The sequence below is a fragment of the Kitasatospora sp. NPDC057500 genome (assembly GCF_042802195.1).
Classification (GTDB): domain Bacteria; phylum Actinomycetota; class Actinomycetes; order Streptomycetales; family Streptomycetaceae; genus Kitasatospora.
Genome location: NZ_JBHVER010000105.1, coordinates 1 through 26481 on the forward strand (window position 1 = coordinate 1; position 26481 = coordinate 26481).

A 26481-nucleotide genomic window follows, 5' to 3' on the forward strand; every position below is an offset into this window, starting at 1 on the left:
TACCCGATCTACCAGCTCGGTCTGCTGTCCGTGCTGGACTTCGGGCAGGCGCAGGCCTCCGGCGGCGTGCCGACCAGCTTCGTCGGCTTCGGCAACTACCAGAAGATCCTGAGCGACGGGCAGTTCTGGTCGGTGCTGCTGCAGACGATCGGCTTCGCCGCGTTCTGCGTGGTCGCCACCCTGGCCGTCGGCGCCACCCTCGCGGTGCTGCTGACCAGGGTGGGCCGGGTGCCCCGGCTGGTGCTGACCACCGCCGCGATGGCGGCCTGGGCGGCCCCGGCGATGACCGGCTCGACGGTGTGGAGCTTCCTGTTCGACACCAACCTCGGCCTGGTCAACAAGACCCTGGTGGGCATCGGCCTGGACGGCTTCCACGAGTACAACTGGTTCTACGACAAGTGGACGGCGTTCCTCATCGTCGGCGCCGTCGTGGTCTGGCACTCCTTCCCGTTCGTGATGGTGACGCTGTACGCGGGCATCAAGGCGATCCCGACCGAGATCCTGGAGGCGGCGGCGCTGGACGGCGCCGGCACCTGGAGCACCTTCCGCCGGATCACCGCCCCGATGCTCCGGCCGATCCTGACCATCGTGGTGATCCAGTCGGTCATCTGGGACTTCAAGGTCTTCACCCAGATCTACGTGATGACCGAGGGCGGCGGCATCGCCGGTCAGAACCTGGTCCTCAACGTCTACGCCTACCAGAAGGCCTTCGCCTCCTCCCAGTACGGGCTCGGCGCGGCCATCGGTGTGATCATGCTGCTGATCCTGGTGATCCCGACCGTCCTCTACATCCGCTCGCTGCGCAGGACGGGGAACGAACTGTGAACGCCCGTAGCCGCTGGCGCCTGAGCGCCAACACCATCGCGCTCCTGGTGGCCGTCGTCACCGCCTTCCCGATCTTCTGGATGGTGCTCTCGGCCTTCAAGCCGAAGGGCGAGGTGCAGTCGCTCAACCCGCGCCCGTGGACGGCGCACCCGACGCTGGAGAGCTTCCGCCAGGTGCTCAGCGTGGACGGCTTCGGCCGGTACTTCGTCAACAGCCTGGTGATCGCGCTGTCGGTGGTGGTGCTCTCCGCGCTGGTGGTCTTCCTCGCGGCGGTCGCGGTGACCAGGTTCAAGTTCCGCTTCCGCACCACCATCATGGTGATGTTCCTGATCGCCCAGATGATCCCGGTCGAGGCGCTGACCATCCCGCTGTTCTTCATGTTCCGCGACGCGGGCCGGTTCGCGCCGGGCATCGGGCTCAACACCCTGGCCTCGCTGGTGCTGGTGCAGCTGGCCTTCTCGCTGCCCTTCGGCATCTGGATGATGCGCGGCTTCGTCGCCGCCGTGCCGGTGTCGATCGAGGAGGCCGCGCAGATCGACGGCGCCAGCCGGGCCCGCATCCTGTGGACGATCCTGCTGCCGCTGGTCGCCCCCGGGCTGGCCGCGACCAGCGTCTTCTCCTTCATCGCGGCGTGGAACGACTTCGTCTTCGCCAAGACCTTCATCATCAGCGCGACCGAGAACCAGACCCTCCCCTCGGCCCTGCTGGTGTTCTTCAAGCCGGACGAGAACGACTGGGGCGGCATCATGGCGGCCTCCACGCTGATGACCGTACCGGTGCTGATCTTCTTCATCGCGGTGCAGCGCAAGCTGGTCTCCGGGCTGGCGGGCGCGGTCAAGGACTGAGACCCGGACCTTGACGCAAATCCCCGCGACGGAGGGGCTGCGGCGGGTATAGCGTCCGGAACCGTGGAGGTGGGGTCCATGGACCGGAAGCGTGCCGACGGGCAACTCGCGCAGATCGCCGAGACGGTGGGCCTCGCCCGCCGTCTCGGCGCGTGTGTCTGGCTGCGCGGCGGCTGGGCCGTGGACTTCTTCCTCGGCGAGCAGACGCGCGACCACGAGGACGTCGACTGGTTCGTCCCGGTCGCCGCCGCCGCGCTCGCCGACGGACTGCGCGACCTCGGGTTCCGGCCGCTCGCGGGCGGCCCTCCGCAGCAGCAGCTCGACTTCGCCAAGGACGGTCTGGAGTCGAGCTTCGCGCTGGTCGACCCGGCCCCCGACGGCCGGGTGCTGGTGGCCGGCGGCCCCTGGGCGGGGACGGCCTGGCCGGACGGGCTGCTGGACGGGCCGCCGGGACGGCTCGGCGGGCTGGTCTGCCCGATCGTGGCGCCGCGGGCGCAGATCGAGATCAAGCGGATGATGCCGCTCTGGGATCCGCGCCGTCCGCGCCGGGCGAAGGACGCCGAGGACGTCGCCCGGCTGCGGGAGGCGCTCAGGCGGCCGGAGTCCGTTCCGCCGACGGGAGGCCGACCAGGGTGAACTCCGCGCCGCCGTCGTCGCGGACCACCGCCCGCCGCCCGAACGGGGTGGGCTCGGGCCCGGCCAGCACGGTGCCGCCGAGCTCGCGCACCCGCTCGACCGCGAGGTCGGTGTCGGCGGTGCCGAAGTGGACCGACCAGCCGGCCTCGGGGCGCCGGGCGATGCCGCCGGCCGGCTGTCCGCCGATCCGGAACAGGGTGGCGCCGTCACTCCCGCGGCCGTACTCGTAGCCGAAGACCCGCTGGTAGAAGGCCCGGGCGGTGTCCGGGACGGGGGAGTGCTGCTCGCTCCAGCTGAACGCGTCCGGCTCGTCGACCAGGCCCGCGCCCTGCCAGAGCAGGCCCTGCCGCAGGCCGAACACCGCGCCGGCCGGGTCGGCCGCGAGCGCCGCCCAGCCCTGCTCGGGCGGCACCTCGTAGGGCTCGCGCAGCACCCGCCCGCCCGCTTCCCGGACCGCCTCGGCCGTCCGCTCGGCGTCGGCCACGGCCAGGTACGTCGTCCAGGACTGCGCCGCGCCCGCCGGTCGGGCGGTGAGGCCCGCGACCTGGGCGCCGCGCAGCGTGGCGACGGTCCAGCCGGGCAGGTCGACGAACTCCCAGGCGAACAGGCCGCCGTAGAAGCGCCGGGCCCGTCCGGGGTTCAGCGCGCCCAGTTCGACCCAGCAGGGGACGCCCTCGTGGTACCTGCCCGCCTTCGGCATGCCGCGGCCCTCCTCGCTCTGCCCGCTTCCTTCGGTCGTTTCCTCCGGCAGCTTCCCCGGGCCGGCGTCCGCCGGGGGTGCGCGGCCGGCAGGCGTTCGGCGGCTCCGCGCGCCGCCGTCAGGAGACGCCGAGCGGCCGGAACTGGATGCTGATCCGGGGGCCCGTCGGCCGGGCGGTCTTCGGCACCGCGTGCTCCCAGGTGCGCTGGCAGGAGCCGCCCATCACCAGCAGGTCGCCGTGCCCGAGCCGGTGCCGCAGCACCGGGCCGCCGCCGCCCCGGGGGCGCAGCAGGAGCGCCCGGGGCTCGCCGACGGAGAGGATCGCCACCATGGTGTCCTCGCGCGCGCCGCGCCCGATCCGGTCGCCGTGCCAGGCCACGCTGTCCCGGCCGTCCCGGTAGTAGCAGAGTCCCAGGGTGCGGAACGGCTCGCGCAGTTCGCGCGCGTAGTGCCGGCTCAGCGCCGTGCGGGCCTCGCCGAGCACGGGGTGCGGCGGCGGGTCGTCCTCCCGGTAGGAGGCGAGCAGCCGGGGGACGTCCACCGTGCGCTCGTACATCTCGCGCCGTTCGGCCCGCCAGGGCACCTCGGCGGCCAGCTGTTCGAACAGCCGGTCGGCCCCGTGCAGCCAGCCGGGCAGCAGGTCCACCCAGGCGCCGGACCCCAGCACCTCGCGGCGCACGCCCGTGAGCGGCCCGAGGGCGGGCCCGGCCGGCCCGTGGTCGTCGAACAGCGACGGCTGGAGGTGGACGGCGGAGGCGGTGCTCATGGCTCCAGCCTACGCCGAGAATCGAACAGATGTCCGAACGAGGTGTGCTCAGAGCGGGATGACCACCAGCGACCGTTCGAAGAAGGCGGTGACGTAGAGGCGGTCGCCGTCCGGACCGACGGCGACGCCGCGCGGACCGCCCGGCACGGGGACGGTGCGGGTGACGGCACCGCTGTGGATGTTGATCACGGAGACCGTGTCGAACGGGAAGTGGGCCACGTACAGCATCGAGTCGTGCGGCCCGACGGCCAGGCCGTACGGCCCCCGGTCGACCGGGAAGACGTCGAGCGGCTCGGCCGGCGTCGGCCCCTCCACGTCGATGACCTCGGTCGCGTCGTACACCGAGACCGTGTTCGCGAAGTAGTTGCTCGCGTAGAACCGGTTGCCGCCGGGGTCCGCGGCGAGGCCGACCGGGAAGTCGATGCCGGTCAGGGCGCCGTGGCTCTTGGTGAGCAGGTCGGACACCATCACCTGGCCGTCGATGGCGTTGGCGATCAGTAACTGCTCGGGGTGGACGGTGACGGCCAGGCCGTACGGGCGGGCGCCCGTGCCGGTGCTGGTGATCCCGTCGCCGGTGGCGGTGTCGAACACCTTCACCGCGTCGGAGGACTGCTCGGCGACGTACAACCGCTCACCGGGCGGGTCCAGGGCCACCCCGTACGGGCCGACGGCGACCGGGAAGGTCGTCGCGACGGTGTTGGCCGGGGTGTCGACGGCGGTGACCGTCCCGTCGAGGAAGTTGGTGACGTAGACCCGCCGGCCGTCGCTGCTCGCGGCGACGCTGTGCGGGCCCTCGCCCACGGGAATCGTCTCGTAGGGGTGGGAGCCGGTCCGGTCGGGGCCGGCCGTCGGAGTGGTGGAGAGTGACATGGTCCGCTCTTCCCTGTGTCGGGTCCTCCGCGGCCTTCGACCGGGTGCGGCGCCGGGTGCCGCCGCAGGCGGCCGGGGAGCGTCCGGGGGCGTCGGCCACCGGACCGGGGCCCCTGGTCGAGGGGCCCGCGGGTGGTGGCCGCCGCACTTCGATCGTACGCCGACCGTGCGCCCGCCCGAACGGGTGCACGGCCGGCGTCGACGGGGCCTCAGCGGGTTCCCGGCTCCCCCTCGGCGTCCGTGCTGCCGAGCCGGGCGTACACCTCCGGACGGCGCGAGCGCAGCCGCAGGGCCAGGCCGACCCCGGTCAGGAACACCACCGGAACCACTGACACCAGCGGCCAGTTGACCTCGGGGCCGGCCGCCGTGAACAGGTCCAGGCGCCAGACCACCAGCGCGGTCGCACCGCACAGCAGCGCCGTGGAGAGCAGCGGGGCGACCACCGTGCGCAGCCGGCCCGCGCTCGCCGCCGCCGCCCGCTCGCGCCGGAAGAACGCGTACACGGCGAGCCCGGCCAGCGCCTGGAGCAGCAGGATGCCCACCACGCCGGGGGAGTTCACCCAGAGGAAGAACTGGTCGTAAGGGTCCGCGCCGATCAGCGCGGCGACCACCACGGCGCCCGCCGCCAGCAGGCTCTGGGCGATGCCGCCGATCCACGGCGAGCGGTGCCGGGGGTGGATCCGCCCGAGCGCGGCCGGTGCTGCGCCCTCGGTGGCCAGCGCGTGGCCGTAGCGGGTGATGGTGTTGTGGAAGGCGAGCAGCGCGGCCAGCAGGCTGGTGACGATCAGGACGCGCTGGAGGTCCGTCGCCCAGCCGCCGACGTAGTCCGTCATCGCGGTGAAGAACATCCCGGCCGGGTCCTCGGTCGCCGCGGTCACCGCCCCGGCGTCGCCGAACGCCTGCACGATCGTCCAGGTGATGAAGGTGTAGAACAGCCCGAGGAAGGCGATCGCCGCGTACGTGGCCCGGGGCACCGTGCGGTGCGGCGCTCGGGCCTCCTCCCGGTAGATCGCGGTCGCCTCGAAGCCCACGAACGCGGCGAACGACAGGCCGAGCACGCCGCCCATGCCACCGGTGACCACGTTCCCGGGCGCGAACGAGGCGAGCGAGAGGCCGTGCGCCCCGCCCTCGGCCAGGATCGCCACGGCGAGCACCAGCAGGATGCCGGTCTCGGCGATCAGCAGCGCGCCGAGCACCTTGGCGCCGAGGTCTATCGAGCGGTATCCCAGGAACCAGACGGCCGCGACCCCGAACAGCGCCCAGAGCGGCCAGGGCAGGTCAAGGCCGAGGAGGTCGGCGGCGGTCTCCTGGGCGAAGTAGCCGAAGGCACCGAACATGCCGATCTGGATCGCGTTGTACGACAGCACCGCGAGCAGCGCGGCGCCGAGCCCGGCGGGCCGGCCGAGGCCCCGGGTGACGTAGGCGTAGAACGCGCCGGCGTTGCGGACGTGCGCGGTCATGGTGGTGAAGCCGACCGCGAACAGGGCCAGCACCAGGCCGGTGGCCAGGTAGGCGGCCGGGGCGCCGATGCCGCCGAAGGCGATGGCGAAGGGGGCGACGCCGGCCATCACGGTGAGCGGTGCGGCGGCGGCCACGACGAAGAAGACGATGTCGCCGGTGCCGAGGACGCCGCGTTCCAGCCCGGGGGCCGGTTCCGTGGTCGCGGGCGCGGCCGCGGGGGCGGCCGTGTCGGAGGGCAGGTGCATGGGGGAGCTCTCCTGGGGTCGTGCGGTCGAGGGTAGAGGAGGCCGCCCGGGTGGGGGCGCGGGCGGCCCTGGTGCGCGCCCGGGGCGCGCACTGCCTTGCCGGTGGGGGCACTCAGTGCGTGCGGCGGCCGCCCAGCCAGGTGCCCAGCACGGCCACGCCGGCCAGCTCGCCCGCCGGGACGGCGTACGGGTCGGCGGCCAGCTGCACCAGGTCCGCCCGCAGGCCGACCCGCAGCACCCCCCAGGCGTCCTCCTCGAACGCCTGGTGCGCCACGCCCGCCGAGTAGGCGGCGAGCGCCTGGTCGAGACCGATCCGCTCCTGCGGCAGCCAGCCGCCCTCCGGCAGGCCCCCGGGCGTCTGCCGGGTCACGGCGGTGGCCAGCCCGGCCAGCGGCTCGTACCGGGTCACCGGCCAGTCGCTGCCGAAGGAGACCCGCGCGCCGTCGCGCAGCAGGGCGGCGATCTGGTACTGCCGGGCGCCGCGCTCGGGGCCGATCCTGGGCAGCGTCAGCTCGGTCATCAGCGGGTCCGGCTGCGCCCAGAGCGGCTCGAAGTTGGCGATCACACCGAGCTCGGCGAACCGCGGCAGGTCGACCGGGTCGACCAGTTGGACGTGGGCGATCACCGGGCGGCGGGCGCGCGGACCGTTGCGGCGCGCGGCGGCCTCGATCGCGTCCAGGGCGATCCGCACGCCGCGGTCGCCGATGGCGTGGATGTGCGGCTGGAAGCCGAGCGCGTCGACGCCGGTGACGGCGTCGGCCAGTTCCGCGCCGCTCCAGTTGGCGGCGCCGTGCGAGTGGGGGCAGTCGCTGTAGGGCTCCAGCAGCGCCGCGGTGCCGGACTCCAGGACGCCGTCGGCGAAGAACTTGACGGCCCGCGCGGTGACCTGACCGCGCCCGGCGGCCTCGACCCGCTCGCGGTCGGCGGCGAGCCCGGGGAGTCGCTCGCGCCAGGCGTCCGGCTCCAGCAGCAGCGCGAGGTCGGCCCGTACGGCGAGGTCCCGGCCGTCGGCGACGGCGGCGAGCCAGGTGTCGACCTGGTGGGGCTCCACCCAGGCGTCCTGGACCCAGGTCACCCCGGCGGAGGCGAGCGCCCGGGCCGTCGCGTGCAGCGCGTCGACCTGCTCGGCGAGGTCTGGCAGCGGGACGAGGGCGAGCACCGGGTTGAGCGCGCCGAACTCGCGCAGGGTGCCGAGCGGGCTGCCGTCGGCGCGGCGGACGATCTCGCCGTGCGCCGGCTGGGGCGTGTCGGCGGTGTACCCGGCCCGGCGCAGCGCCTCGCTGTTGGCCCAGCCGGTGTGGTGGTCCATGGTGCGCAGCAGCACCGGCCGGTCGGGGACGACCGCGTCGATCAGTGCGGCGTCGAACAGGCCGCCCTCGGCGAGCCAGGGGTCGAAGGCGTCACCGGTGATCCACTCGGCCTCCGGGTGCGCCTCGGCCCAGACCCGGACGGCCTCGACCACCTCGTCCAGGCTGGTGCAGTCCCGGACCGGGACGCCGCGCAGGCCGAGCCCGCCGATCAGCGGGTGGACGTGGCCGTCGCCCCAGGACGGCAGCAGGGCGCCGCCGGCCAGGTCGACGGTCTCGGTCCGCCCGTCGCGCAGCGCGTGCGCCGCCGCGCCGAGGGCGGTGATCCGCCCGGCGGTGACGGCGAGGGCGTCGGTGACGGGGTGGGCCGGGTCGCCGGTGTGGATCCGGCCGCCGGTGAAGATCGTGTCGGCGCGCATGCGGGTGCGTCCTCTCCCGGTGCGGTCTGGTGTGACCTGGTTAACTGAATGGGATTCGGTAACCGTAGGCGCGGCCCGGCGGGGCGCGGAAGGGTTTTATTGAAAGTCGTTCGATTACGTTTTCATCACGATGATCTTGCGCGATGATCGTAGGGCCGCGTCGCGCCGCGCCGCCGGTGACATCGCGAAACGTCGAGAAGGACGGGAACCCCCATGGCCAGGCCGCGCACACCCCTGCTGGACCGGCAGCGCATCGTGCAGACCGCTCTGCGGCTGGTCGACGAGGCCGGCGACCTGACCATCCCCGCCCTCGCCGGCGCGCTCAAGGTCAGCCCCTCGGCGCTCTACCACCACGTCACCGGGCGTGCCGAGATCGTCGCCCTGATGCGCGCCGAGCTCGTCCGGGTGATCGGCGAGCGCTCGCTCTGGGACCGGCCGTGGGACGAGGCGCTGCGCGGCTGGGCCCGCGCCTACCGCGAGGCCTTCGCCGAGCACCCCGGCATCATCCGGCTGCTGGCCACCGCGCCGCTCGCCGAACCGTTCATGCACGAGCTGTACGAGCGGGCCGTCGCCACCCTGGAGGCGGCGGGCTTCGCGCGGGGGGACGTGATGGGCGTGATCACCGCTCTGGAGAGCTTCATCCTCGGCTCGGCACTGGACCTCGTCGCGCCCGCCGTCATGGTCGACGCCGTCGACCGGGCCGCCACCCCGCGGCTGGCCGATGCGCTGGCCGCCGTCCCGGCCGGGCGGCACCGGGCCGACCAGGCCTTCGAGACCGGGCTCACGGCGCTGATCGCCGGCTACCGCGCGCTGCTGGCCGCCGGCGGCGGGCCGGGGGCCGAGGATCGGGAGCGGATTTCTGACCAGGCGTGATGGCCTGCTAGTGTTCATCTCGTCGAAAGGGAACGGTCTTCGCGGAGCGGGGATCGGGACCGGTTCGACCAGGCGTCAGCGGTGCTACCAGAGCACGTCCTACTTTCAGTAGGGAGAGTCCGTGCAACCCGGGCCTGGCGCTCCACCGGAAGCGGCCGTTCCCCTGCGGGGGGCGGCCGCTTCGTCGTTTCCCGGCAGTTGTCGTTGCTGTTGCTGCCGTTGCCGCTGGGGGAGCTGGGGTCGCCGGGGTCGCTGAACCGTCGGTTCTACCGCATGCGCGGTCCGACGTCCGTCGAGTCGGCCGACAACCGGCCAAGGTGGCGCCCCAGGTGGATCGTTCGTTCGTGCGGCGCACGGGTGTGCGGTCAGCGGTGATGGTGCCGGCGGCGGACTGACGATCCGTCAAAGGATGGCTGAAAACGCATTATTGTTGTGTGAATATGCCATCGGAATGTTCCTTGCATGGATTCCATCAGTAGCCTTCCGTGTCGACCCCGCCACGGCTCGTGGCGGTCCGGCCGGTGCCCGGCGGTCGTGTCCCGCCGCGCCGTTTCCTCCCCGAACCCTCCGAAGGAGCCCGAGTGCCGGGTATCGACGAGTGCCTGTCCCGGGCGATGGCGATCGCCGGGGCCCGTGCCGCCAGTCTGATCGACTGGAGCAGCGGGCTCGCCCTGGGCAGCGTCGGAGTCAGTCCGACCGGCGACCACGACACCACGGCCGCGGAGGCAACGGACCTGGTACGGGCGGCCGTTGAGGGCGAGACCTTCACCGCTGCGGAGGACCGCCCGGTACCGCTGCAGGACATCATCCTGACCGCCGGGCGCAGTTACCACCTGCTTTGCTTCATCGATACCGTCTTCGACAGCCGGCTCGTCCTGCACCTGTGGCTCGACCGCGCTGAGGGCAACCTCGCCGTCGCCCGGTTCCGTCTCCAGGCGATCGCCGAGGAACTGGTGCTCGGATGACGAACCACGACGCGAACCCCGTACCGGACGGCCGCGGTGCGGAGGCGGCGCGCACCGCCGTCGGGTTCCGGCCATCGGACGGGCCCGGCTGGACCCCGGGCGCGGCCGTCGAACGGCTCGCCGGTGAACGCGCCACCGGCGCCCTGCGCGGCCCGGCCGGGACCGTCTACCTCGTCGACGGTCTGGTCGCCCACGCCGAGTCCGACCGGGCCCCCGACCTCGCCACCCTGCTCACCGCCTGCGGCCGGCTCACCCCCGAGACCTGGCGGGAGGCCGTGCACCGGTTCGGCCCGCACGCCCGGGTCGGCCAGGCGCTGGTCGAACAGGGCCGGCTGACCCGGGGCGAGCTCGAACTCTGCCACCTCGGTGCCCTCTACGACGCCGCCTGCTTCCTCCTCGACGCGCCCGACAACGCCCCTGCCGCTCCGCCGTGTTGGACCTTCGCGCCCGGGGTGCGGCACTGGCTCGGCCCGGTGGCCGCGGTCGGCGCCCACCGGCTGCGCCGGGAGGCCGAACGCCGGCAGCACCTGCTGGACCGGATCTGGCCCTCGGCGCAGTTCGACACCGCGCCGCTCTGCCGGTCCGCCGCCCCGCCGGCCGTCACCGCTCCCGGCCGGCACGCCCGCCGGCTCCGCCCGCCGACCCGGCGCCAGTGCGAGCTGCTCGACCACGCGGACGGCCGGAGAACCCCGGCGGAGCTGGCCCGGCTGCTCGGCCGCTCCGCGTTCGCGACCACGGCGGACGTCCGACGGCTCGCCGCCGCCGGCCTGCTGGCCGGTGCCGTTTCCGACGCCGGTTCCGGTGCCGGTTCCGACGCCGGGGGCGGGGCGGGGGCGCCGGGGACGGACCGGGTGCCGGCGCCGCGCGCCCCCGGCGGGCTGCACCGCCGGGTGCCCGGTGCGGCGCTCGCCGCCCTCACCGGCGGACGGCGCGGGCCGGATCCCGGCACCGCCCCGCCCACCCACACCGATCCGGACACCGCGCTGCTGATCCGGGTCCGAACCCTTCTGGAGGCCCGACTTTGAACCACGCTCCGCCCGCGACCCCGCCCTCACGGCCATGAGGCGGGCGCTCAAGCAGCGTGTCGGAAGGAGACAACTGATCGCCTTGGAGACCGAGCTGCTGGCCGAACTCCGCGCCATCAAGCACCGGATGCCGCACCTCGCGGGCGGTCTGGTGGCCAGTGTCGACGGCCTGCTGGTCGCCCACGACACCCACGGGACCGAGCCCTCCGGCCTGGCGGCGATGACCGCCGCCTCGCTCAGCCTGGCGCAACGGCTCGCTGACAGCACCGGCCAGGGCGAGTTCCGGGAGTCGCTGGTCCGCGGCGAGCACGGCTACGTCGCCACCTACGCGGCCGGCGGCAGCTGCGTGCTCACCCTGCTCGCCCACCCGGACGCCAACGTCGGCCGCCTGCACCTGGAGGCCCGCCGCTCCGCCCGGCGCATCGCCGCACTGCTGAACGACGCGCTGCTGCCCAAGGACGCCCGGGAGCTCTGACGCGCCCGCCCGGCGCACCCCGCGTTTCCGCTACCGCTCATCACCATCCATCACCACCCATCACCAACCCACCCAGGAACGGGAGACACCGAGATGACCGACGCCGCAGGCGCGCTCAAGCAGGCCATGACCGTGATCGAGGGCGCCATCGGCGCGGCCCTGGTCGACTACAACAGCGGCATGGCGCTCGCCACCCTCGACGGCCCCGGCGGCCTCGACCTCAACGTGGCCGCCGCCGGGAACACCGACGTCGTGCGGGCCAAGATGCGCACCATGGACATGCTGGGCCTCAGCGACGGGATCGAGGACATCCTGATCACCCTCAGCAGCCAGTACCACCTGATACGCCCGCTCACCAGCCGCAGCGGCAAGGGCCTGTTCCTCTACCTGGCGCTGGACAAGGGCCGGGCCAACCTGGCGATGGCCCGCCACCAGCTCACCAGGATCGAGGCCGACCTGGAGGTCTGACGGCTCCGGTCGCGTCCGGTTCCCCGGACCGGTCGACCACGCCGCCGGGGAGCCCCGCGCAGAGCGTGCCGTCCGGCGTGACCACGCGCCACGGCGCCAGCAGCGCGTGCGGCGGGACGGACAGCGTCCCGCCGCCCTCGCCGGTGAAGACCAGCTCCAGGCCCCCGGCCGGGGTGACCCTGGCGGAGCCGACCGTCCGCCCGACCAGACCGAGCAGTGGTCTGGTGGGACGGAGGGTCAGCGCGGGGAAGAAGACCGCGACGCCCGTCGCTCCGGTGAAGCGGAACTCCTGCGTCACCTGGACGGTCACCGGCCCGTCGAGCACCAGGTCGAGCCGGTCGCCGCCGACGACCGCGGTCACCCGGCGGCCGGTCAGGGCGGCGTCCGGGCCGTCCGCGGTGTGCGTCGTGTGCTGCGTGTTCTGCATGCGGACAGTGTGGACCGGCGGGACGCCGTCTGTCCCACCGCCCGGCCCGGGCCCGTTCAGTCGGCAGGCTGCCCGGCGACCAGCTCGGCCGGGCCGCCCGGCCGGTCCCGCGCCGCCAGCGCGGCCGCCGTCCGGGCCCACGAGGCGGGCGTCAGCAGCGTCCGCGCCTCCGCCGGGTCGCAGAACCGCCACTCGGCCAGCTCCTCCTCGGGCAGCACGATCGACGGGAACCGCGCGCCCGCCACCGTGCCGCCGTCGAACAGGTACACCAGCACGGCGTTCTCCCGGGGCGCCGCCGGGTCCGCCGCCCGGCCGGGCAGCCAGTCCAGCGCCAGCAGCCGCCCCGGTTCGCAGGACCAGCCCAGCTCCTCGCGGACCTCCCGGCGGGCCGCAGCCCGGGGGAACTCCCGGTCCGCCTCGATGCCGCCGCCCGGCAGCGTCCAGTACGGCACGTCACCGCCCGGCAGGTCCCACGGCCGCAGCCGCACCAGCAGGACGCGGCCCGCCCGGTCCGTGAACACCACGCGGGCCTTGGCCCGGATCCGCGGGCGGCCGGCGATGTAGGATTCCCGGTCCAGCAGCGGCGGGGCGGGCGCCGCCCCCTCCGGCCAGTGCGCGGACAACTCGGCGAGGCCCGCCGCGCCCGTGTACGCGGGGGCCGGGCCGGGCGTCAGGTGGTCGAGCGAGTGCCCGACCGGCAGGCCGTCCTCCAGTTCCAGCGGCGCGGCCGCGCGGGGCGCCCGCAGGCAGGCCGTCACCCGCCGGGAGAGCCGCGGCGGCAGCGCGCGGCCCGCCTGCTCCGGCGTCAGCCACGCCCAGCCGCCCACCTCGGCACGGTCCGGCGTGAACGCCGCCGCCTGTGCGGGCGTCAGCGGCTCGGCCCAGTACAGGTGGGCGGCGATCGGCGGGCGGTGGTGGTCCACCGTCCAGTCCAGACAGGCGAGCGCGCCGAGCCGGGGCGTGAACCCCAACTCCTCCTCGATCTCCCGCACCGCCGTCCGTCGCGGCGACCCGTCCTGCGGATCCCAGCCCCCGCCCGGCACCGCCACCGGATGCTTACGGTCGTACGGCAACCGCACCACCAGCACCCGCCCCCGCCCGTCCGGAAACAGCACCCCGGCCGCCGCCAACAACTCCCGCTCCGCCCCCACCCGAACTCCCTCCGCCTGTTTGTCACCCCCGAAGACACTCCACCCCACCCCACCGGTTCCCCACCACGCCGGAGGCCCACACCCGCCACACCCACACCGCGGGCCCGGCTGCCCGCGCCACTGTGGAGTGGGAAGTCGGTGTGGCCGACTTCCCACTCCGGCGGCCTCAATCAGTTCACTGCCCCGCCCGCTCGGCCGGTGCTCCGGGTGCCTTGACCGCGCTGCTGCACCCCATGGCCGCCCCGATCACCGGCGGTCGCCTGGTCGACCCCACCAGCCTGCCGCCGCTTCGCTCCCTGAGGCCCTCAGACCGGCCCGGCCGCCGCACTTGCACTTCAGTAGGCCCGATTCCGTCGGGCCCGGGCGCCTTGACCGTCCTGCGAGTCCCCGGCTGCCCTGGCCAGTGTGGAGTGGGAAGTCGATGTGGCCGACTTTCCACTCCGGCGGATCGTTTCTGCGCGGGTCGGCGCTCTGGCGGCCCCGATCACCTTGTTGCCCCGCCCGTTTGACCGGTGCTCCGGGCGCCTTGACCGCCCTGCGAGTCCCCGGCTGCCCTGGCCAGTGTGGAGTGGGAAGTCGATGTGGCCGACTTCCCACTCCGGCGGATCGTTTCTTCATGGGTCGGCGCTCTGGCGGCCCCACCGCCTCGATGGCCCGGCTGCTCTATTGGTGCTCCAGGCGGCTTGATTGCCCCGCGAGTCCCAGGCTGTCCTGGTTACGTGGTCGGGTCCGACGTTCTGTCTTGGCGGTTGCCTCGGTGGTTGGGCGGATTGGAAAGTCGGCGTGGCCGACTTTCTGTTCCTGTGGCCGGTCTCGGGGGTGGGGTGGAGGGGAGTGGGAAGTCGATGTGGCCGACTTCCCACTCTGGCGGATCGTTTCTGCGGCGGTCAGGCGGGTTGGGGTGGGAGGGCGGCGAGGGCGGTGGTGGTGGCGTGGGTCATTCGGCGGTCGTGGTGGGCGGTGGTGCCGCGGAGGCGGGCGTAGCCCTCCAGGGCGGCGAGGGCGACCAGGCCCGGGAGGAGGTCGGTGCTGCGGTCGGCGACCCAGCGGGTGCCCTTGGTGGCCATCCACCAGACGTCGGCCAGGGTGCCGGGCGGTGGTTCGACGGGTTGGAAGGCGGGGGCCGGTCCGAGGGGGCGACCGGTGGCGGTGAGCAGGTCGTGGAAGCCGCGGGCGATCAGGTGGTGGCCCTCGGCGCTCGGGTGGAGGCGGTCGACGCTGAGCAGCCGGCGCTGCGCCGTCCACGGCAGCTCGGCGATGTGCAGGTGGACGGCGCGGTGACGGGCGGAGAGCGCGTGCACCACGGTGTTCACCGCCCGCATCCGCCGGGCCAGTGGGCGGGCGAGCGGGCGCGGCAGGCGCAGCAGGGCGCCCGGGTCGGGCAGGCAGGCGGTCAGCACCACCGCGCCGCTGTCGGTGAGCCGGCCGAGGACGGTGTCCAGGGCCAGGGTGGTGCGGCCGACGTCGAAGCCGGACCGCAGGGTGTCGTTGCCGCCGGCCACCACGGCGGCGAACCGCGGCCGCAGGGCCAGCGCCGCCGGGAGCTGCTCGGTCGTGAGGTCGGTGGTGAGCGCACCGCTGCGCGCGAGGTTGGTGAAGTCGACCCCGGCCTGCGGCGGGGCCAGGGACCGGGCGAGCAGGGCCGCCCAGCCGCGCCAGCCGTCGGCGATCGGGTCGCCGATGCCCTCGGTGAGCGAGTCGCCGAGGGCCACGAACCGGACCGGCTCGCCGGTCCGCCGCCCGCCCCCGCGGGTCGCGCCGTGCGCGGCACCCGGTACGGTGCCGCCTCCTCCGTCCACTGTCGTGATGGTGTTCATCGGACCTCCCACCCGTTCCGTGTTCTTCCGTCCTGCCGTTCAGCGGGCGGTGACGGGCGCCGCGCCGTGGGCGGCGAGGAAGGCCGTCACCGCCGCGGGCCAGCCGTACCGTTCGGCCTGGGCGCGCGCGGCGGCGCGCCGGTCGGGTTCGGGGCGCGTGAGGAGTTCGCGCACCGCCTCCGCGAATCCCGCGCCGGTCGGTTCGGCGGCCATCCCGGCCGCGCCGACCAGCTCCGGCAGCGCGGAGCCGCGGTTGACGGCGACCGGTGTGCCACAGGCGAGCGCCTCCAGTGCGGCCAGCCCGAAGGTCTCCACCGGCCCCGGCGCCAGCACTGCGTCCGCGCAGCCGAGCAGCCGGGCGACGGCCGCCCGCCCGGCCAGGTGGCCGAGGAAGTGGACGGGCAGCCGCTCCCGGGTGGCCCGGGCGGCCAGCCGGGACCGCAGCGGTCCGGCGCCGGCCACCGCGAGCACCCCCTCGACCCCGGCGGAGCGCAGCGCGGCCAGCGCGTCCAGGGCGAGCGCGGGGCGCTTCTCGGTGGAGAGCCGGGAGCAGAGCACCAGCAGCACCTGCCCGGGCGCCGCGTACCGGGACCGCTCCGCCGCCCGGTCGGCGGCGGTGGGCGGGTGCAGGGCGGCGAGGTCCACGCCGAGCGGCGCGCGCGCGAGGTTCCGCACGCCCAGGCGGCGGAACTCGGCGGCGGCCCAGTCGGTCGTGCAGATGACCGTGTCGTACGACCGGGCGGTCCGGCCGTTGAGCCGGTTCGCGGCCGCGTCGGCGGCCGGGCCCGGCACGCCCCAGGTCCGCAGCACGCCGACGGCGCTCTCGTGCGACACCATCGCCGAGCGCACCCCGTGCCGCCGGGCCCAGGCCCCGGTCCAGCGCAGCGTGGTCCGGTCGGAGACCTCCAGCCGGTCGGGGGCGAGCCGTTCGAGTTCGGCGGCCACCGCCCGGCGGTCGGTGAGCAGCCGGTACCCGCCGCTGCCGGGGACCACCGGGCCGGGCAGCGTGACGACCAGCCCCTGCTCCTCCTCCTCGGCGGTGCGCCGCTCCCCGGGCACGACCAGCACCGGGGTGTGCCCGGCGGCCCGGTAGCCCGCGCCGAGGTGGCGCAGCGCGGTGCGCAGTCCGCCGGAGACGGGGGTGACGAAGTTGGCCACCCGGACGATCCGCAGCGCTCCGCCGGTCATGCGGACAGTTCCTCCGACAGCGGGGCGGACGGCTGGACGGGGGGCTCGGCCGAAGCCGCAGGAGCTCCGGAAGCGCCGGCGGCGGCCTCGGTGGAGGCCCCGGCGGCGGCCGGAGCGGCCGACACCCCGCGGTGCTCCGCGAGCACCTCGGCGTAGTGCCGCAGCAGCAGGTCCCCGACGGCCTCCCAGGTGCGGGCCGTCACCTCCGCCCGCCCGGCGCGCCCGTAGGCGGCCCGCAGCTCCGCGTCCCCGGCGAGGGCGCTCACCGCCCGGGCGACCGCCGCGCCGTCCCGGGGCGGGACGAGCAGGCCGGTGCGGTGGTGCGCGACCAGGTCCAGCGGGCCGCCGGCGGCCGGGCCGACCACCGCGACACCGCTGGCCATCGCCTCCTGGATGGTCTGGCAGAACGTCTCCAGCGGCCCGGTGTGCACGAAGACGTCCAGGGTGGCGAAACATCGGGCCAGCTCCTCGCCGGTGCGCCGGCCGAGGAAGACGGCGCCGGGCATGGCGGCCTTCAGCCCGGGCGCGGACGGCCCGTCACCGATGACCACCACCCGCACCCCGGGCAGCGTCGAGGTCTCGGTGAGCAGGTCGACCCGCTTCTCCGGCGCGAGCCGCCCGACGTACCCGACCAGCACCTCGCCCCCGGGGGCGAGCGCCCGGTGCAGCGCCTCGTCGCGGTGGCGCGGGTCGAAGCGGACCGAGTCCACGCCGCGCGGCCACAGCTGGACCCGGGCGACCCCGTGCGCGGTGAGGTCCTGGGCGGCGGGGGTGGACGGCGCGAGCGTCCGGGCGGCGAGGCCGTGGACGGCGCGGATCCGGTGCCAGGCGGCGGCTTCGCCGAGCCCGCGCCCGGCGCGGTAGGCGTGCGCGTAGCCGGCGAGGTCGGTCTGGTAGACGGCGACGACGGGTACGCCGAGCCGGGCGGCGACCTGCGCCCCGCGCGCGCCGAGCACGAAGGGGCTGGCCAGGTGGACGAGGTCGGGACGGTGCCCCTGGATCGCGGCGGCCAGCCGCCGGCTGGGCAGCGCGATCCGGACCTGCGGGTAGCCGGGCAGCGGGACGGAGGGGACGTGCACCACCGGCAGGCCGTCCGGTACGCCGCCGGCGCCGAAGGCGTGCGTGGGACTCTGCGCGCCGCGCGCGGGCGCCGGGGTGACGACGAGCGGCTGGTGCCCCCGGCGGAGCAGGTGCTCGGCGGTCCGCAGCACGCTGTGGGCGACGCCGTTGACCTCGGGGGGAAAGGACTCGGTGACGATGACGACACGCATGCCTGTGTTCTGTCCGCGTCCGGCGTGCACGCGGCCAAAGGGATCTGTCGTACAAACGAACGCGGGTCGGCGAATTGTCCCGCCGACCCGCGTTCCGCCCGCTCCCGCCCGCTCCTGGGCGGCCCCGGGCGCTACCGAAGCCCTCAGGCCGGCCCGGCGACCCCCTCCTTCAGCTCCGCGTAGGGAGCGAGCTTGCGGATCGACTCGATGCTCTTGAGGCAGTCGTCCCGGCTCTCCTCGGGGTCGCCCGTCACCACGATCGATCCGTTGCTCGCCTTGAGCCGGAACCGGTGCATGCCGCTCTCATCGGTGTACAGCTCGAACTTTCCCGCCATGGCAGTTGACACCTCTCGTTCAGGAAGCCCCCTCGCACCGCAACGTAGGAGCAATCGACGCGCCCCGCCCCCCGGGCCCACCCATCCGAGTCACCCCGGCCGGGCGCCGAGCGGCCGGGCGCTGTCGGTGGTGCCGACTAGGGTGGGAGGCCCGTTCTGTTCCCGCTTCCGCCGCGAGAGGTGCCGCCCGCCCATGTACGCCCTGCACGCGCTCTGGCGCGCCGACGGCCGGCTCGCCGTCTGGGCGGAGGACGCGGCGGCCCACCGGGGGGAGGCGCCCGCCCGTGGGGAGCGGGGCGGGACGGCACACCCGTTCGCCTGCCCGGCGGGCGAGGTGGCGCGGCTGCTGGGGACGGTCGGCCCGGGCCTGGGCTGGCTGGCCGAGCAGGCCGCCGAGCGGTGGGCCGGGCTGCTGCTGCCGACCCTCGGCGGCCGGCCGGTGCCGAGCCCGGACCTTCCGGTGGGCGCCGTGAAGCGCGGCGTGGCGCTCCGCCCGTGGCGGGTGCCCGCGCTGCTCTTCGACCGTGCGCAGGCCGCCCAACTGCTCGGCGCCCTGCACGACCCGCACTGGCCGGGCGCGAGCGTCCAGCTGCCCGACGGCACTCCGGCCGAGCTGGCCTACGGCGCCTCGGTGCGCTGGCTGGCCGCCGTGCACGACCTCGCCTGGCGGCTGGTCGGGCGTGGGCGGCTGCTGCCGGTGCTGGTCGAGGAGGCCGACCGGTGGCACGCCCGCTGGCGGCCGGCCCCGGACGCCCCGGCCCGCCGGGAGGAGGCCGCGCTGGTCGCCGGCTGCCCGCCGGTCTGCCGCGCCGAGCACCCCGCCGACGCGCCGTCCGCCGCCGGCCTGGTCGCCGCCCTGCTCGACGCCCTCGTCGACCAGGAGGCCCGGGCCGCCCTCGCAGACCTCGACCCGCCCGCCGACCCGTTCCTCGCCGCCCTGTACGGACCCGACGGCCGGCTCGCCGAGGCCCCGCCCGCCGGGCTGCCCGACCGGCTGGCCGCCTGGCAGGCCGCCCGCCCGCCCGACGCGCCGCTGCGCCTGGACTTCCGCCTGACCGAACCGCTCGGCCCCGACCCGGACGACCGCGACGGCGGGGTGCGCGCCGACACCTGGCGGCTCGACCTGCTGGTCCGCCCCGCCGCCCGCCCCTCCCTGGTGGTCCCCGCCGCCGCCCTGCGGCCGGGCGCCGCCGCCGACCCCGCCCACCAGGCGCTGGTCCGCGCCGTCCCCGCCACGGCGGGCGACCCGGCCGAGGCCTACCTGGCCGAACTGGCCCGCGCCGTCCGGGTGGACCCGGGGCTGCGCGGGCAGCTCCCCGGCAGCTTCCCCGCCGAGGCCCGGCTCGACCGGGCCGGCGCCCTGCGCTTCCTGCGCGAGGGCGCGCCCGCGCTGGCCCGCGCCGGGTTCGGCGTCCTGCTGCCCGCCTGGTGGCAGCGCCGCCCCCGGCTCGGCCTGGTCCTGACGGCGGGCACCCCGGCCGGCGACCCGTCCGCCGTGGCCCGAACCGCGCAGGTCGACCGGGACGCCGTGCTGGCCTTCGAGTGGCGCCTCGCCCTCGGCGAGGACACCCTCACCGAGCGGGAGCTCGCCGACCTCGCCGCCGCCCAGCAGGGGCTGGTCCGGTTGCGCGGCCGCTGGGTCGAGGTCGACCAGGCCCAACTCGCCGCCGCCGTGAGGTTCCTGTCCGAGCACGGCAGCGGCACCGTGGAACCGGTCGAGCTGCTGCGGCTGGCCGTGGCGGACGGTGCCGTGGTCGACGGGCTGCCGGTCACCGCCGTGCACGCCACCGGCCCGATCGGCGACCTGCTGGCCGGCCGGCCCGGCCCCGCCGACCGCGTCCCGCGGCTTCCCGACGGCTTCACCGGCACCCTCCGCCCGTACCAGCGGCGGGGGCTGGCCTGGCTGGACGCGCTCGGACGGCTGGGCCTCGGCGCCGTCCTGGCCGACGACATGGGACTCGGCAAGACGGTGCAGACCCTCGCCCTGCTCGCCCTGGAACACGAGCGCGGTGCGCGCGGCCCGGTGCTGCTGGTCTGCCCGATGTCGATGGTCGGCACCTGGCAGCGCGAGGCCGCCCGGTTCGCGCCCGGCCTGCGGGTGCACGTCCACCACGGCCCGGACCGTGCCGCGCCCGACGAGAGCGCGGACCTGGTCGTCACCACCTACGGTCTGGTCCAGCGGGACGCGGCCGAACTGCGCCGCGTCCACTGGCGGCGGATCGTCGCCGACGAGGCCCAGCACATCAAGAACCGCTCGGCCCGGCAGTCCCGCGCCCTGCGCTCACTGCGCTCGGGCCCCCGGATCGCGCTCACCGGCACCCCGGTGGAGAACCGGCTGGCCGATCTGCACGCCGTCCTGGACTTCGCCAACCCGGGGCTGTTCGGCAGTCCGGAGGCGTTCCGGGAGCGGTTCGCGATCCCGGTCGAGCAGACCGGCAGCGTGGACGCGGCGGCCCGGCTGCGCCGGGTCACCGGCCCGTTCCTGCTGCGCCGCCGCAAGAGCGACCCGCACATCGTCCAGGACCTACCCGCCAAGCAGGAGTTCACCGTCTCGTGCGCGCTGACGGCGGAGCAGGCCGGGCTCTACCGGGCGGTGGTGGCCGACCTGCTGGAGCGCCTCGGCGGGCTGCGCGGCGTCGAACGCAAGGGCGCGGTGCTGGCGGCGATCGGCCGGCTCAAGCAGGTCTGCAACCATCCGGCCCAACTCCTGCACGACGGTGCGGCGGTGGCGGGGCGCTCGGGCAAGGTGGAGCGGCTGGTCGAGCTGCTGACGGAGGCGCTGGCCGAGGGCGACCGGGTGCTGGTCTTCACCCAGTACGCGGAGTTCGGCACCATGCTCCGGCCCTACCTGTGGCGGAAGCTGGGCGAGGAGGTGCTCTACCTGCACGGCGGCGTTGCGCGCGGGCAGCGGGAGGAGATGGTCGGGCGGTTCCAGTCCCCGGACGGGCCGCGGGTGTTCCTGCTGTCGCTGAAGGCGGGCGGCACCGGGCTCAACCTGACCGCCGCCAACCAGGTGGTGCACCTGGACCGTTGGTGGAACCCGGCGGTCGAGGACCAGGCCACCGACCGCGCGCACCGGATCGGCCAGCGCCGAGCCGTGCAGGTCCGCCGGCTGGTCTGCGCCGGCACCGTCGAGGAGCGGATCGGCGAACTCCTCGCCGCCAAGCGCACCCTGGCCGAGGCGGCGGTCGGCGACGACGAGCAGTGGCTGTCCGAACTGCCCGCCGAGCGGCTGCGCGAACTGCTGACCCTGTCCGCCGACGCGATCGGGGAGTGACCCGTGCCCGCCTCCTCCGACGACCACCCGCTCGCCGGGACGCTCGACGCCTTCTGGCGGGCGAAGGTGCCCGACCCCGTCGAGGGCGAGGGCGACGCACCCACCGCCCTCGACGAGTTGGGACCGTCCGGCCTCACCCTGCACGGCCGCCCGCTGGACGCCGCGCTCGCCGCCGCCTACCGGCGGTTCACCGGCACCGGCTGACCCCCCCGGGGCGCCGGCTCAGCCGGCCGTCACCGGGTAGTGGTCGGACAGGTCGTCGTAGGTGTAGCTGGTGCCCCAACTGCTCACCGTCCAGGGCGTGCTGTGGAAGCGCACCACCGTGTTGGCGTAGTTCGCCGGGCGCGCGTGGTCGGCCCGGTAGAGGACGTAGTCGAGGTCCTCCTTGGGCTCGCCCGGGTAGCGGTAGGCGGCGATCGAGTTGTCGGCGGTGTCGAAGGAGTTCGCCCAGCCGCCACGGGAGGTGGCCGGCGCGACGCCCGCGTTGGCCAGCAGTGCGGGGTACTCGCTGCCGTGCGCGTCGATGTTGAGGTCCCCGGCGAGCAGGACCGGCTCGGCGGCGGGGATGTTCTTGGCGTCCACGAACGCCTTCATCGCCTTGAGCTGGGCGGCCCGGACCGCCGCCGGCTGCCCGGCGGAGCAGCCGGAGTCGGTGGACTGCAGATGGGTGCCGATCACGTGCGTGCGCAGGCCGTTGACGTTCAGCACGGCGTAGACGAAGCCCTTGTTCGACCACCAGTCGGACCCGCAGGCGTCCTTGAAGACGTACTGCTCCTTGCGCAGGATCGGCCACTTGCTCAGCAGGGTGACGCCGCCGTCCTCGGGGGTGGCGGAGCTGTAGCTGCCGGAGGTGGCGTCCCATCCGCTGGTCGAGCGGCCGACCACCGGCGTGTGGTACGGGTACGCGGCCGAGGCCTGGGCGATCAGGGCGTCGGAGGCGGCGTTGTCGAAGGCCTCCTGGAGCACCACGACGTCCTGGCCCCGGAAGACGTCGGTGGCGGGGATGGCCTTCGCCCGGTGGTCCTGGCCCCAGTTGGGGTAGAGGTTCTTGCTCATCAGGAAGACGTTGTACGTCAGCACCTTGAGCGCGGGGACGGAGGCGCTCTCGGCGGGGGCGGCGTACGCGCCGGGCGCGGCGGCGAGCGGTGCGAGCAGGGCGGCGGCGGCCGTGCAGACGGCGGCGAGGCGCGCGGAGGGAGTCGGCATGCCCGCAGTGAAGCGAGGCCCGGCCACGTTCGTCCAGACGGTGGACGATAACCGTGTGAACGCATCGGTAACTTAAAGCTGTCTGGCCAACTCCTCCTTGGGTGGAGGAACTTGCCTGGACAACCCGCTCGGCCACCACATGCGGTGGTCCAGGTCCATGGTCACCGCCGTGACCAGGACGGAGCGCACCACGAAGGTGTCCAGCAGCACGCCCAGGGCCACCGCGAAGCCGATCTCGGCGAACCCGACGATCGGGAGCGTGCCGAGGACGGCGAAGGTGCTCGCCAGGATCAGGCCGGCCGAGGTGATCACGCCGCCGGTGGCGGCCAGGCCGGCGACGGCCCCAGGACGGGTGCCGTGCTGGGCGGCCTCCTCGCGGACCCGGGTCATCAGGAAGATGTTGTAGTCGATGCCGAGGGCCACCAGGAAGACGAAGACGAACAGCGGGAAGGCGTTGTCCTGGCCCTCGAAGTGGAAGACGTGCGCGAAGAAGAACGCGCTGATGCCGAGCGCCGCCGCGTAGGACAGGACGACGGTGGCGATCAGCACCAGCGGCGCCGTGACCGCGCGCAGCAGCAGCGCCAGGATCACCAGGACGACGCCCAGCACCAGCGGGATGATCGTCCGGTTGTCGGCGGTCGCGGCCCGCCCCGCGTCCAGGATCACCGCCGTCGAGCCGCCTACCTCGGCATCGGCCTCCGGCACGGCGTGCACGGCGGTCCGCAGCCGGTCCACGGTGGCCTCGGCCGCCTGGCTGTCCGGTGGATCGGTGAGCGTCGCCTGGAACATCGCCCGGCCCTCGTGGACGACCGGGGGAGAGGTGCTCGCCACCCCGGGCGTCTCCTGCGTCACGGCGCGCACCGCCTCGGACCCGCCGGCGTCGGAGATGACCGTCAGCGGCGCGCCGGTGCCCGCCGGGAAGTGCTCCGCCAGCACCTCCTGGCCGACCACCGAGTCCGGCTTGCCGGTGAAGGTGCCGGCCGTGCTGAGGCCGGTCGCGTTCAGCGAGACCAGCCCGACGCAGCAGGCCGCCAGCGCCAGCGCGGTGCCGATCCAGACCTTGCGCGGACGGCGCCCGATCCACGCCCCGATGCGCGCCCAGCGGCCGGTCCTGGTCGGCTCGGGCGTCCCGAAGGCCGGCCGCACCGGCCAGAACACCCAGCGCCCGACGGTCACCAGCAGCGCCGGCAGCAGGGTCAGCATCGCGGCCAGCGCCACCAGCACGCCGATCGCGCAGACCGGGCCGAGCCCGCTGGTCGAGTTCATCTCGGCGACCAGCAGGCAGAGCATCGAGGCGACCACGGTCGCGGAGGAGGCCAGGATCGCGGGCCCGGCCCGGTGCAGGGCGAACGCCATCGCCTCGTGCCGGTCCTCGTGCCGGCGCAGCTCCTCCCGGTATCGGGCGGTGAGCAGCAGCGCGTAGTCCGTCCCCGCGCCGAGCACCAGCACGATCAGGATGCCGGCGCTCTGGGCGTTGACGGTCAGCCCGGCGTGCTCGGCCAGCAGGTAGATCACCGCCTGCGCGACCACCAGCGCCCCCGCCGCCGAGAACAGCGGCAGCATCCACAGCACCGGGCTGCGGTAGGTGAGCAGCAGCAGGACGATCACCACGCTGACGGTGGCCGCGAGCAGGGTGGAGTCGATCCCGGCGAAGGCCTCCGCCTGGTCGGCGCCGACACCGGCCGGGCCGGTGACATGGGTGGCCATGCCGAGGCTGTTCTCGGCGGCGGTGGCGCGCAGGCTGTCCACGGCCGGGCGCAGGTCCTGCCAGCCGCCGGTGCCGATGTCGACCGGCACGATGCTCTGCAGCGCCTGGCCGTCCGCGGACTCCACCGGTCCGGTGATCCGGCCGAGCACGTGCGGGGCGGAGGCGAAGGCCTCGGCGTCGCGGGCCGCCTCGGCCCGGTCGGCGGGTGTGATCCCGCCGTCCCGGACGTAGACCACCACCGCCTGGGCGGTGTCCACCGGCTGGAACGCCCGCTGCTCGTCCAGCACCCGGGTGGACTCGGCGTTGCTGGGCAGCCAGCTGGAGGCCTGGTTGTCCTCGGCGTCGGTGAGCTTGCCCGCCAGCGGGCCCGCCACCACCAGCAGCACCAGCCACAGGGCCAGCACCACCCACTTGCTGCGGCGTCCGCACGGCAGCTCGGCCAGTTTCCGGGTCGGGCTCATCGGGAGACCCCCCGTCCTCGGGGCGTGACTCGTTCCAGACTGCCACCGGGTTCGCGCCCCGGCAGCCCGGGGCGGGCGCGGGGCGCTCCTACGCGGGCCGGGCGGCGGCGCGGGCCCGCAGCGCCTTGAGCGCGGTGATGTCCCGGGCGTGGCCGGTGCCGTCGCCGCCGTGCTTGCGGTCCGGGGTCTCCACGATCAGCGGGACCCCGGCGGTCGCCGGGTGCTCGAACAGCTCGCGGAACGGTTCGGCGCCGATCAGGCCGTCGCCGATGTTGGCGTGCCGGTCCTTGCGCGCGCCGACGGCGTCCTCGGAGTCGTTGGCGTGGATCAGCCGCAGCCGGTCCGCTCCGGCGGCCGCGACCAGCGCGTCCAGCGTCTCCCGGACGCCGCCCGGCGCCGCCAGGTCGTGGCCGGCCGCGAAGGCGTGGCAGGTGTCCAGGCAGACCCCGACCTTCGGGTGGCCGTCCAGTGCGTCCAGGTACTCGGCGAGGTCCTCCATCCGCGAGCAGAGCGAGCGGCCCTGGCCGGCGGTCGGCTCCAGCAGCAGCCACGGCGCGTCGTCGCCGAGCGCGTCCAGCTCGTCCAGCAGCGGGCGGACGTCCGCGCGTACCTGCGCCATCGCCTCGGCCCGGCGCGAGCCGCCGTCCGGTGCCGCACCGACCGCCGAACCGGTGTGCAGCACCACGCCCAGCGCGCCGATCGCGTGCCCGCGTCGCAGCGAGTGGCGCAGCGAGGCGGCCGAGCGCTCCCGGGTGGCGGGGGTGTCGGAGCCGAAGTTGATCAGATAGGGCGCGTGGACGTATGCGGGGATCGCCAGCTCGGCGCAGGCCGCGCGGAACTCCTCGTCCTGCGCCGGGTTGCCGGTCGGCGTCGCCCAGCCGCGCGGGTTCGCCACGAACACCTGCACCGTCTCGGCGCCCACCCGGCGGGCGTACGCCAGGCCGGTCCCGGCCAGGCCCCGGGCGGCCACCGGCACATGGGCGCCGACCGGGTTGCGCGGGGCCGGGGACGGCGGGCGCGGGGCGGTGGCCGGTGCGGGGATCACGGGGACGGCGGTGGTGGTGCTCATGGCTCCGAGCATGCCACGCGGGCGGGGCCCGGCCGCGGAGCGGGGCCCCGGCCACGACGCAGGCCACGGTGCCGGGCGCGGTGCCCGCCGCGGTGCCCGCCGCCACCCCGCCCGGGGGAGCCGGTGAGCTGACGGGCCACCACCGCGCTCCCGTCCCGGACACGCCCGGTCCGACGCCCCGTCAGTCCGGCAGCCCAACCCTGGTGGCGGGGGCACCCGCGCACCCCTAGCGTCGATTCGGCCGACACCCACCGGCCGTCATCCCCCGCTCACCTTGCGTCACCGCTCCGATGGCCCCCACGCCGCCGCGTCGGGGTTCCCGCGCGGCGCCGTGCCAGAAAGCAGGTCATCACTCATGCCCACGCGACGGGTCCACCACCTCGCCGCGGCCACCGCCGCCGCCACCACCGCCCTGACCACCGTCCTCACCGCCGTCGGCGCCGCGCCCGCGCACGCCTCCGGCGGGCTGTACGTGGTTCCGCCCGGAGGATCGATCCAGGCGGCGCTCGACGCCGCCCTGCCCGGGGACGTCGTGCAGCTGCTTCCCGGCGAGTACCGGGGCAGCGTCCGGATCACCACGCCCGGCGTCACCCTGCGCGGTGCCGGCCCGGAGAGCGTGATCCTCCCCGCCGAAACGGCCGAATCGGCCGAGGCGTCTGCCGCCCCTGCGCCCGCCGCCGCTGCCCCGGCC

At 75.2% G+C, this 26481-nt stretch carries 24 protein-coding genes and 1 pseudogene; 11 read left to right on the forward strand and 14 right to left on the reverse strand.

Going from position 1 to position 26481, the window contains the following annotated elements; genetic code table 11:
• From ACFU74_RS21985 to ACFU74_RS21995, 3 genes are all read left to right on the forward strand, one after another.
• The coding region (locus ACFU74_RS21985) for a carbohydrate ABC transporter permease (RefSeq protein ID WP_380759260.1) at nucleotides 1-825 on the forward strand (825 nt) is incomplete at its 5' end.
• Nucleotides 822-1670 (forward strand): carbohydrate ABC transporter permease, encoded by an 849-nt coding sequence (locus tag ACFU74_RS21990; RefSeq protein WP_380759262.1) that lies wholly within the window; start codon nucleotides 822-824, stop codon nucleotides 1668-1670. The genes ACFU74_RS21985 and ACFU74_RS21990, both read left to right, overlap by 4 nt.
• A gap of 78 nt (nucleotides 1671-1748) precedes the next feature.
• Complete coding sequence (locus ACFU74_RS21995) at nucleotides 1749-2306, forward strand: nucleotidyltransferase domain-containing protein (RefSeq protein WP_380759264.1); 558 nt, start codon at nucleotides 1749-1751, stop codon at nucleotides 2304-2306.
• Here the strand turns inward: ACFU74_RS21995 and ACFU74_RS22000 are convergent.
• From ACFU74_RS22000 to ACFU74_RS22020, 5 genes are all read right to left on the reverse strand, one after another.
• On the reverse strand, nucleotides 2260-3006 hold the full coding sequence (locus tag ACFU74_RS22000; protein WP_380759266.1) for a VOC family protein: 747 nt from the start codon (nucleotides 3004-3006) through the stop codon (nucleotides 2260-2262). The genes ACFU74_RS21995 and ACFU74_RS22000 overlap by 47 nt on opposite strands.
• A gap of 118 nt (nucleotides 3007-3124) precedes the next feature.
• Nucleotides 3125-3772, reverse strand: coding sequence for an alpha-ketoglutarate-dependent dioxygenase AlkB (locus ACFU74_RS22005; protein ID WP_380759268.1), 648 nt, complete (start codon nucleotides 3770-3772; stop codon nucleotides 3125-3127).
• 48 nt (nucleotides 3773-3820) lie between these two features.
• On the reverse strand, nucleotides 3821-4642 hold the full coding sequence (locus ACFU74_RS22010; RefSeq protein WP_380759270.1) for an SMP-30/gluconolactonase/LRE family protein: 822 nt from the start codon (nucleotides 4640-4642) through the stop codon (nucleotides 3821-3823).
• Nucleotides 4643-4851: 209 nt separating this feature from the next.
• Nucleotides 4852-6348, reverse strand: coding sequence for an APC family permease (locus ACFU74_RS22015; RefSeq protein ID WP_380759272.1), 1497 nt, complete (start codon nucleotides 6346-6348; stop codon nucleotides 4852-4854).
• Between the two features lie 112 nt (nucleotides 6349-6460).
• Nucleotides 6461-8074, reverse strand: a complete 1614-nt coding sequence (locus tag ACFU74_RS22020; protein ID WP_380759274.1) for an amidohydrolase — start codon at nucleotides 8072-8074, stop codon at nucleotides 6461-6463.
• Between the two features lie 213 nt (nucleotides 8075-8287).
• Here ACFU74_RS22020 and ACFU74_RS22025 point away from each other — a divergent pair, with 213 nt between their 5' ends.
• The 5 genes from ACFU74_RS22025 (at nucleotide 8288) to ACFU74_RS22045 (ending at nucleotide 11880) form a co-directional block, all read left to right on the forward strand.
• Nucleotides 8288-8947 (forward strand): TetR/AcrR family transcriptional regulator, encoded by a 660-nt coding sequence (locus tag ACFU74_RS22025; protein ID WP_380759276.1) that lies wholly within the window; start codon nucleotides 8288-8290, stop codon nucleotides 8945-8947.
• A gap of 581 nt (nucleotides 8948-9528) precedes the next feature.
• Complete coding sequence (locus ACFU74_RS22030; RefSeq protein ID WP_380759278.1) at nucleotides 9529-9912, forward strand: hypothetical protein; 384 nt, start codon at nucleotides 9529-9531, stop codon at nucleotides 9910-9912.
• Nucleotides 9909-10937, forward strand: a complete 1029-nt coding sequence (locus ACFU74_RS22035) for a transcriptional regulator (RefSeq protein WP_380759280.1) — start codon at nucleotides 9909-9911, stop codon at nucleotides 10935-10937. Before ACFU74_RS22030 ends, ACFU74_RS22035 begins: the two co-directional genes overlap by 4 nt.
• A gap of 82 nt (nucleotides 10938-11019) precedes the next feature.
• Entirely contained in the window at nucleotides 11020-11412 is a 393-nt protein-coding gene (locus tag ACFU74_RS22040; RefSeq protein ID WP_380759282.1) for a roadblock/LC7 domain-containing protein, read from the forward strand.
• Between the two features lie 93 nt (nucleotides 11413-11505).
• Nucleotides 11506-11880, forward strand: coding sequence for a hypothetical protein (locus ACFU74_RS22045; protein ID WP_344331468.1), 375 nt, complete (start codon nucleotides 11506-11508; stop codon nucleotides 11878-11880).
• Here the strand turns inward: ACFU74_RS22045 and ACFU74_RS22050 are convergent.
• The 6 genes from ACFU74_RS22050 to ACFU74_RS22075 form a co-directional block, all read right to left on the reverse strand.
• Nucleotides 11849-12307 (reverse strand): DUF6188 family protein, encoded by a 459-nt coding sequence (locus ACFU74_RS22050; protein ID WP_380759284.1) that lies wholly within the window; start codon nucleotides 12305-12307, stop codon nucleotides 11849-11851. The genes ACFU74_RS22045 and ACFU74_RS22050 overlap by 32 nt on opposite strands.
• A gap of 56 nt (nucleotides 12308-12363) precedes the next feature.
• On the reverse strand, nucleotides 12364-13458 hold the full coding sequence (locus ACFU74_RS22055; RefSeq protein ID WP_380759286.1) for an NUDIX domain-containing protein: 1095 nt from the start codon (nucleotides 13456-13458) through the stop codon (nucleotides 12364-12366).
• Nucleotides 13459-14345: 887 nt separating this feature from the next.
• Nucleotides 14346-15275 (reverse strand): SGNH/GDSL hydrolase family protein, encoded by a 930-nt coding sequence (locus tag ACFU74_RS22060; protein ID WP_380759288.1) that lies wholly within the window; start codon nucleotides 15273-15275, stop codon nucleotides 14346-14348.
• Nucleotides 15276-15314: 39 nt separating this feature from the next.
• Nucleotides 15315-16463, reverse strand: a complete 1149-nt coding sequence (locus tag ACFU74_RS22065) for a glycosyltransferase (protein WP_380759290.1) — start codon at nucleotides 16461-16463, stop codon at nucleotides 15315-15317.
• The gene (locus ACFU74_RS22070; protein WP_380759292.1) at nucleotides 16460-17734 is read right to left on the reverse strand and encodes a glycosyltransferase family 4 protein; all 1275 of its coding nucleotides are present in this window, start codon (nucleotides 17732-17734) and stop codon (nucleotides 16460-16462) included. Before ACFU74_RS22070 ends, ACFU74_RS22065 begins: the two co-directional genes overlap by 4 nt.
• Nucleotides 17735-17877: 143 nt before the next feature.
• A complete protein-coding gene (locus ACFU74_RS22075) occupies nucleotides 17878-18069 on the reverse strand; it encodes a YegP family protein (protein WP_380759294.1) in 192 nt (63 codons plus the stop codon).
• Between the two features lie 193 nt (nucleotides 18070-18262).
• Here ACFU74_RS22075 and ACFU74_RS22080 point away from each other — a divergent pair, with 193 nt between their 5' ends.
• Together ACFU74_RS22080 and ACFU74_RS22085 are read left to right on the forward strand one after the other, a co-directional pair.
• Nucleotides 18263-21346 carry an SNF2-related protein gene (locus ACFU74_RS22080; protein ID WP_380759296.1) on the forward strand — a complete coding sequence of 1028 codons (3084 nt, stop codon included), beginning with the start codon at nucleotides 18263-18265 and terminating at the stop codon, nucleotides 21344-21346.
• Between the two features lie 3 nt (nucleotides 21347-21349).
• Nucleotides 21350-21550 (forward strand): hypothetical protein, encoded by a 201-nt coding sequence (locus tag ACFU74_RS22085; protein ID WP_380759298.1) that lies wholly within the window; start codon nucleotides 21350-21352, stop codon nucleotides 21548-21550.
• Between the two features lie 18 nt (nucleotides 21551-21568).
• Here the strand turns inward: ACFU74_RS22085 and sph are convergent, their stop codons facing one another.
• The 3 genes from sph to ACFU74_RS22100 form a co-directional block, all read right to left on the reverse strand.
• A complete protein-coding gene (gene sph, locus ACFU74_RS22090; RefSeq protein WP_380759300.1) occupies nucleotides 21569-22552 on the reverse strand; it encodes a sphingomyelin phosphodiesterase in 984 nt (327 codons plus the stop codon).
• Nucleotides 22553-22624: 72 nt separating this feature from the next.
• On the reverse strand, nucleotides 22625-24721 hold the full coding sequence (locus tag ACFU74_RS22095) for an MMPL family transporter (protein ID WP_380759302.1): 2097 nt from the start codon (nucleotides 24719-24721) through the stop codon (nucleotides 22625-22627).
• A gap of 88 nt (nucleotides 24722-24809) precedes the next feature.
• On the reverse strand, nucleotides 24810-25790 hold the full coding sequence (locus ACFU74_RS22100; RefSeq protein WP_380759304.1) for a deoxyribonuclease IV: 981 nt from the start codon (nucleotides 25788-25790) through the stop codon (nucleotides 24810-24812).
• A gap of 355 nt (nucleotides 25791-26145) precedes the next feature.
• Between ACFU74_RS22100 and ACFU74_RS22105 the strand changes: the two are divergent.
• Nucleotides 26146-26481: pseudogene (locus tag ACFU74_RS22105) on the forward strand (hypothetical protein); the annotation flags it as partial.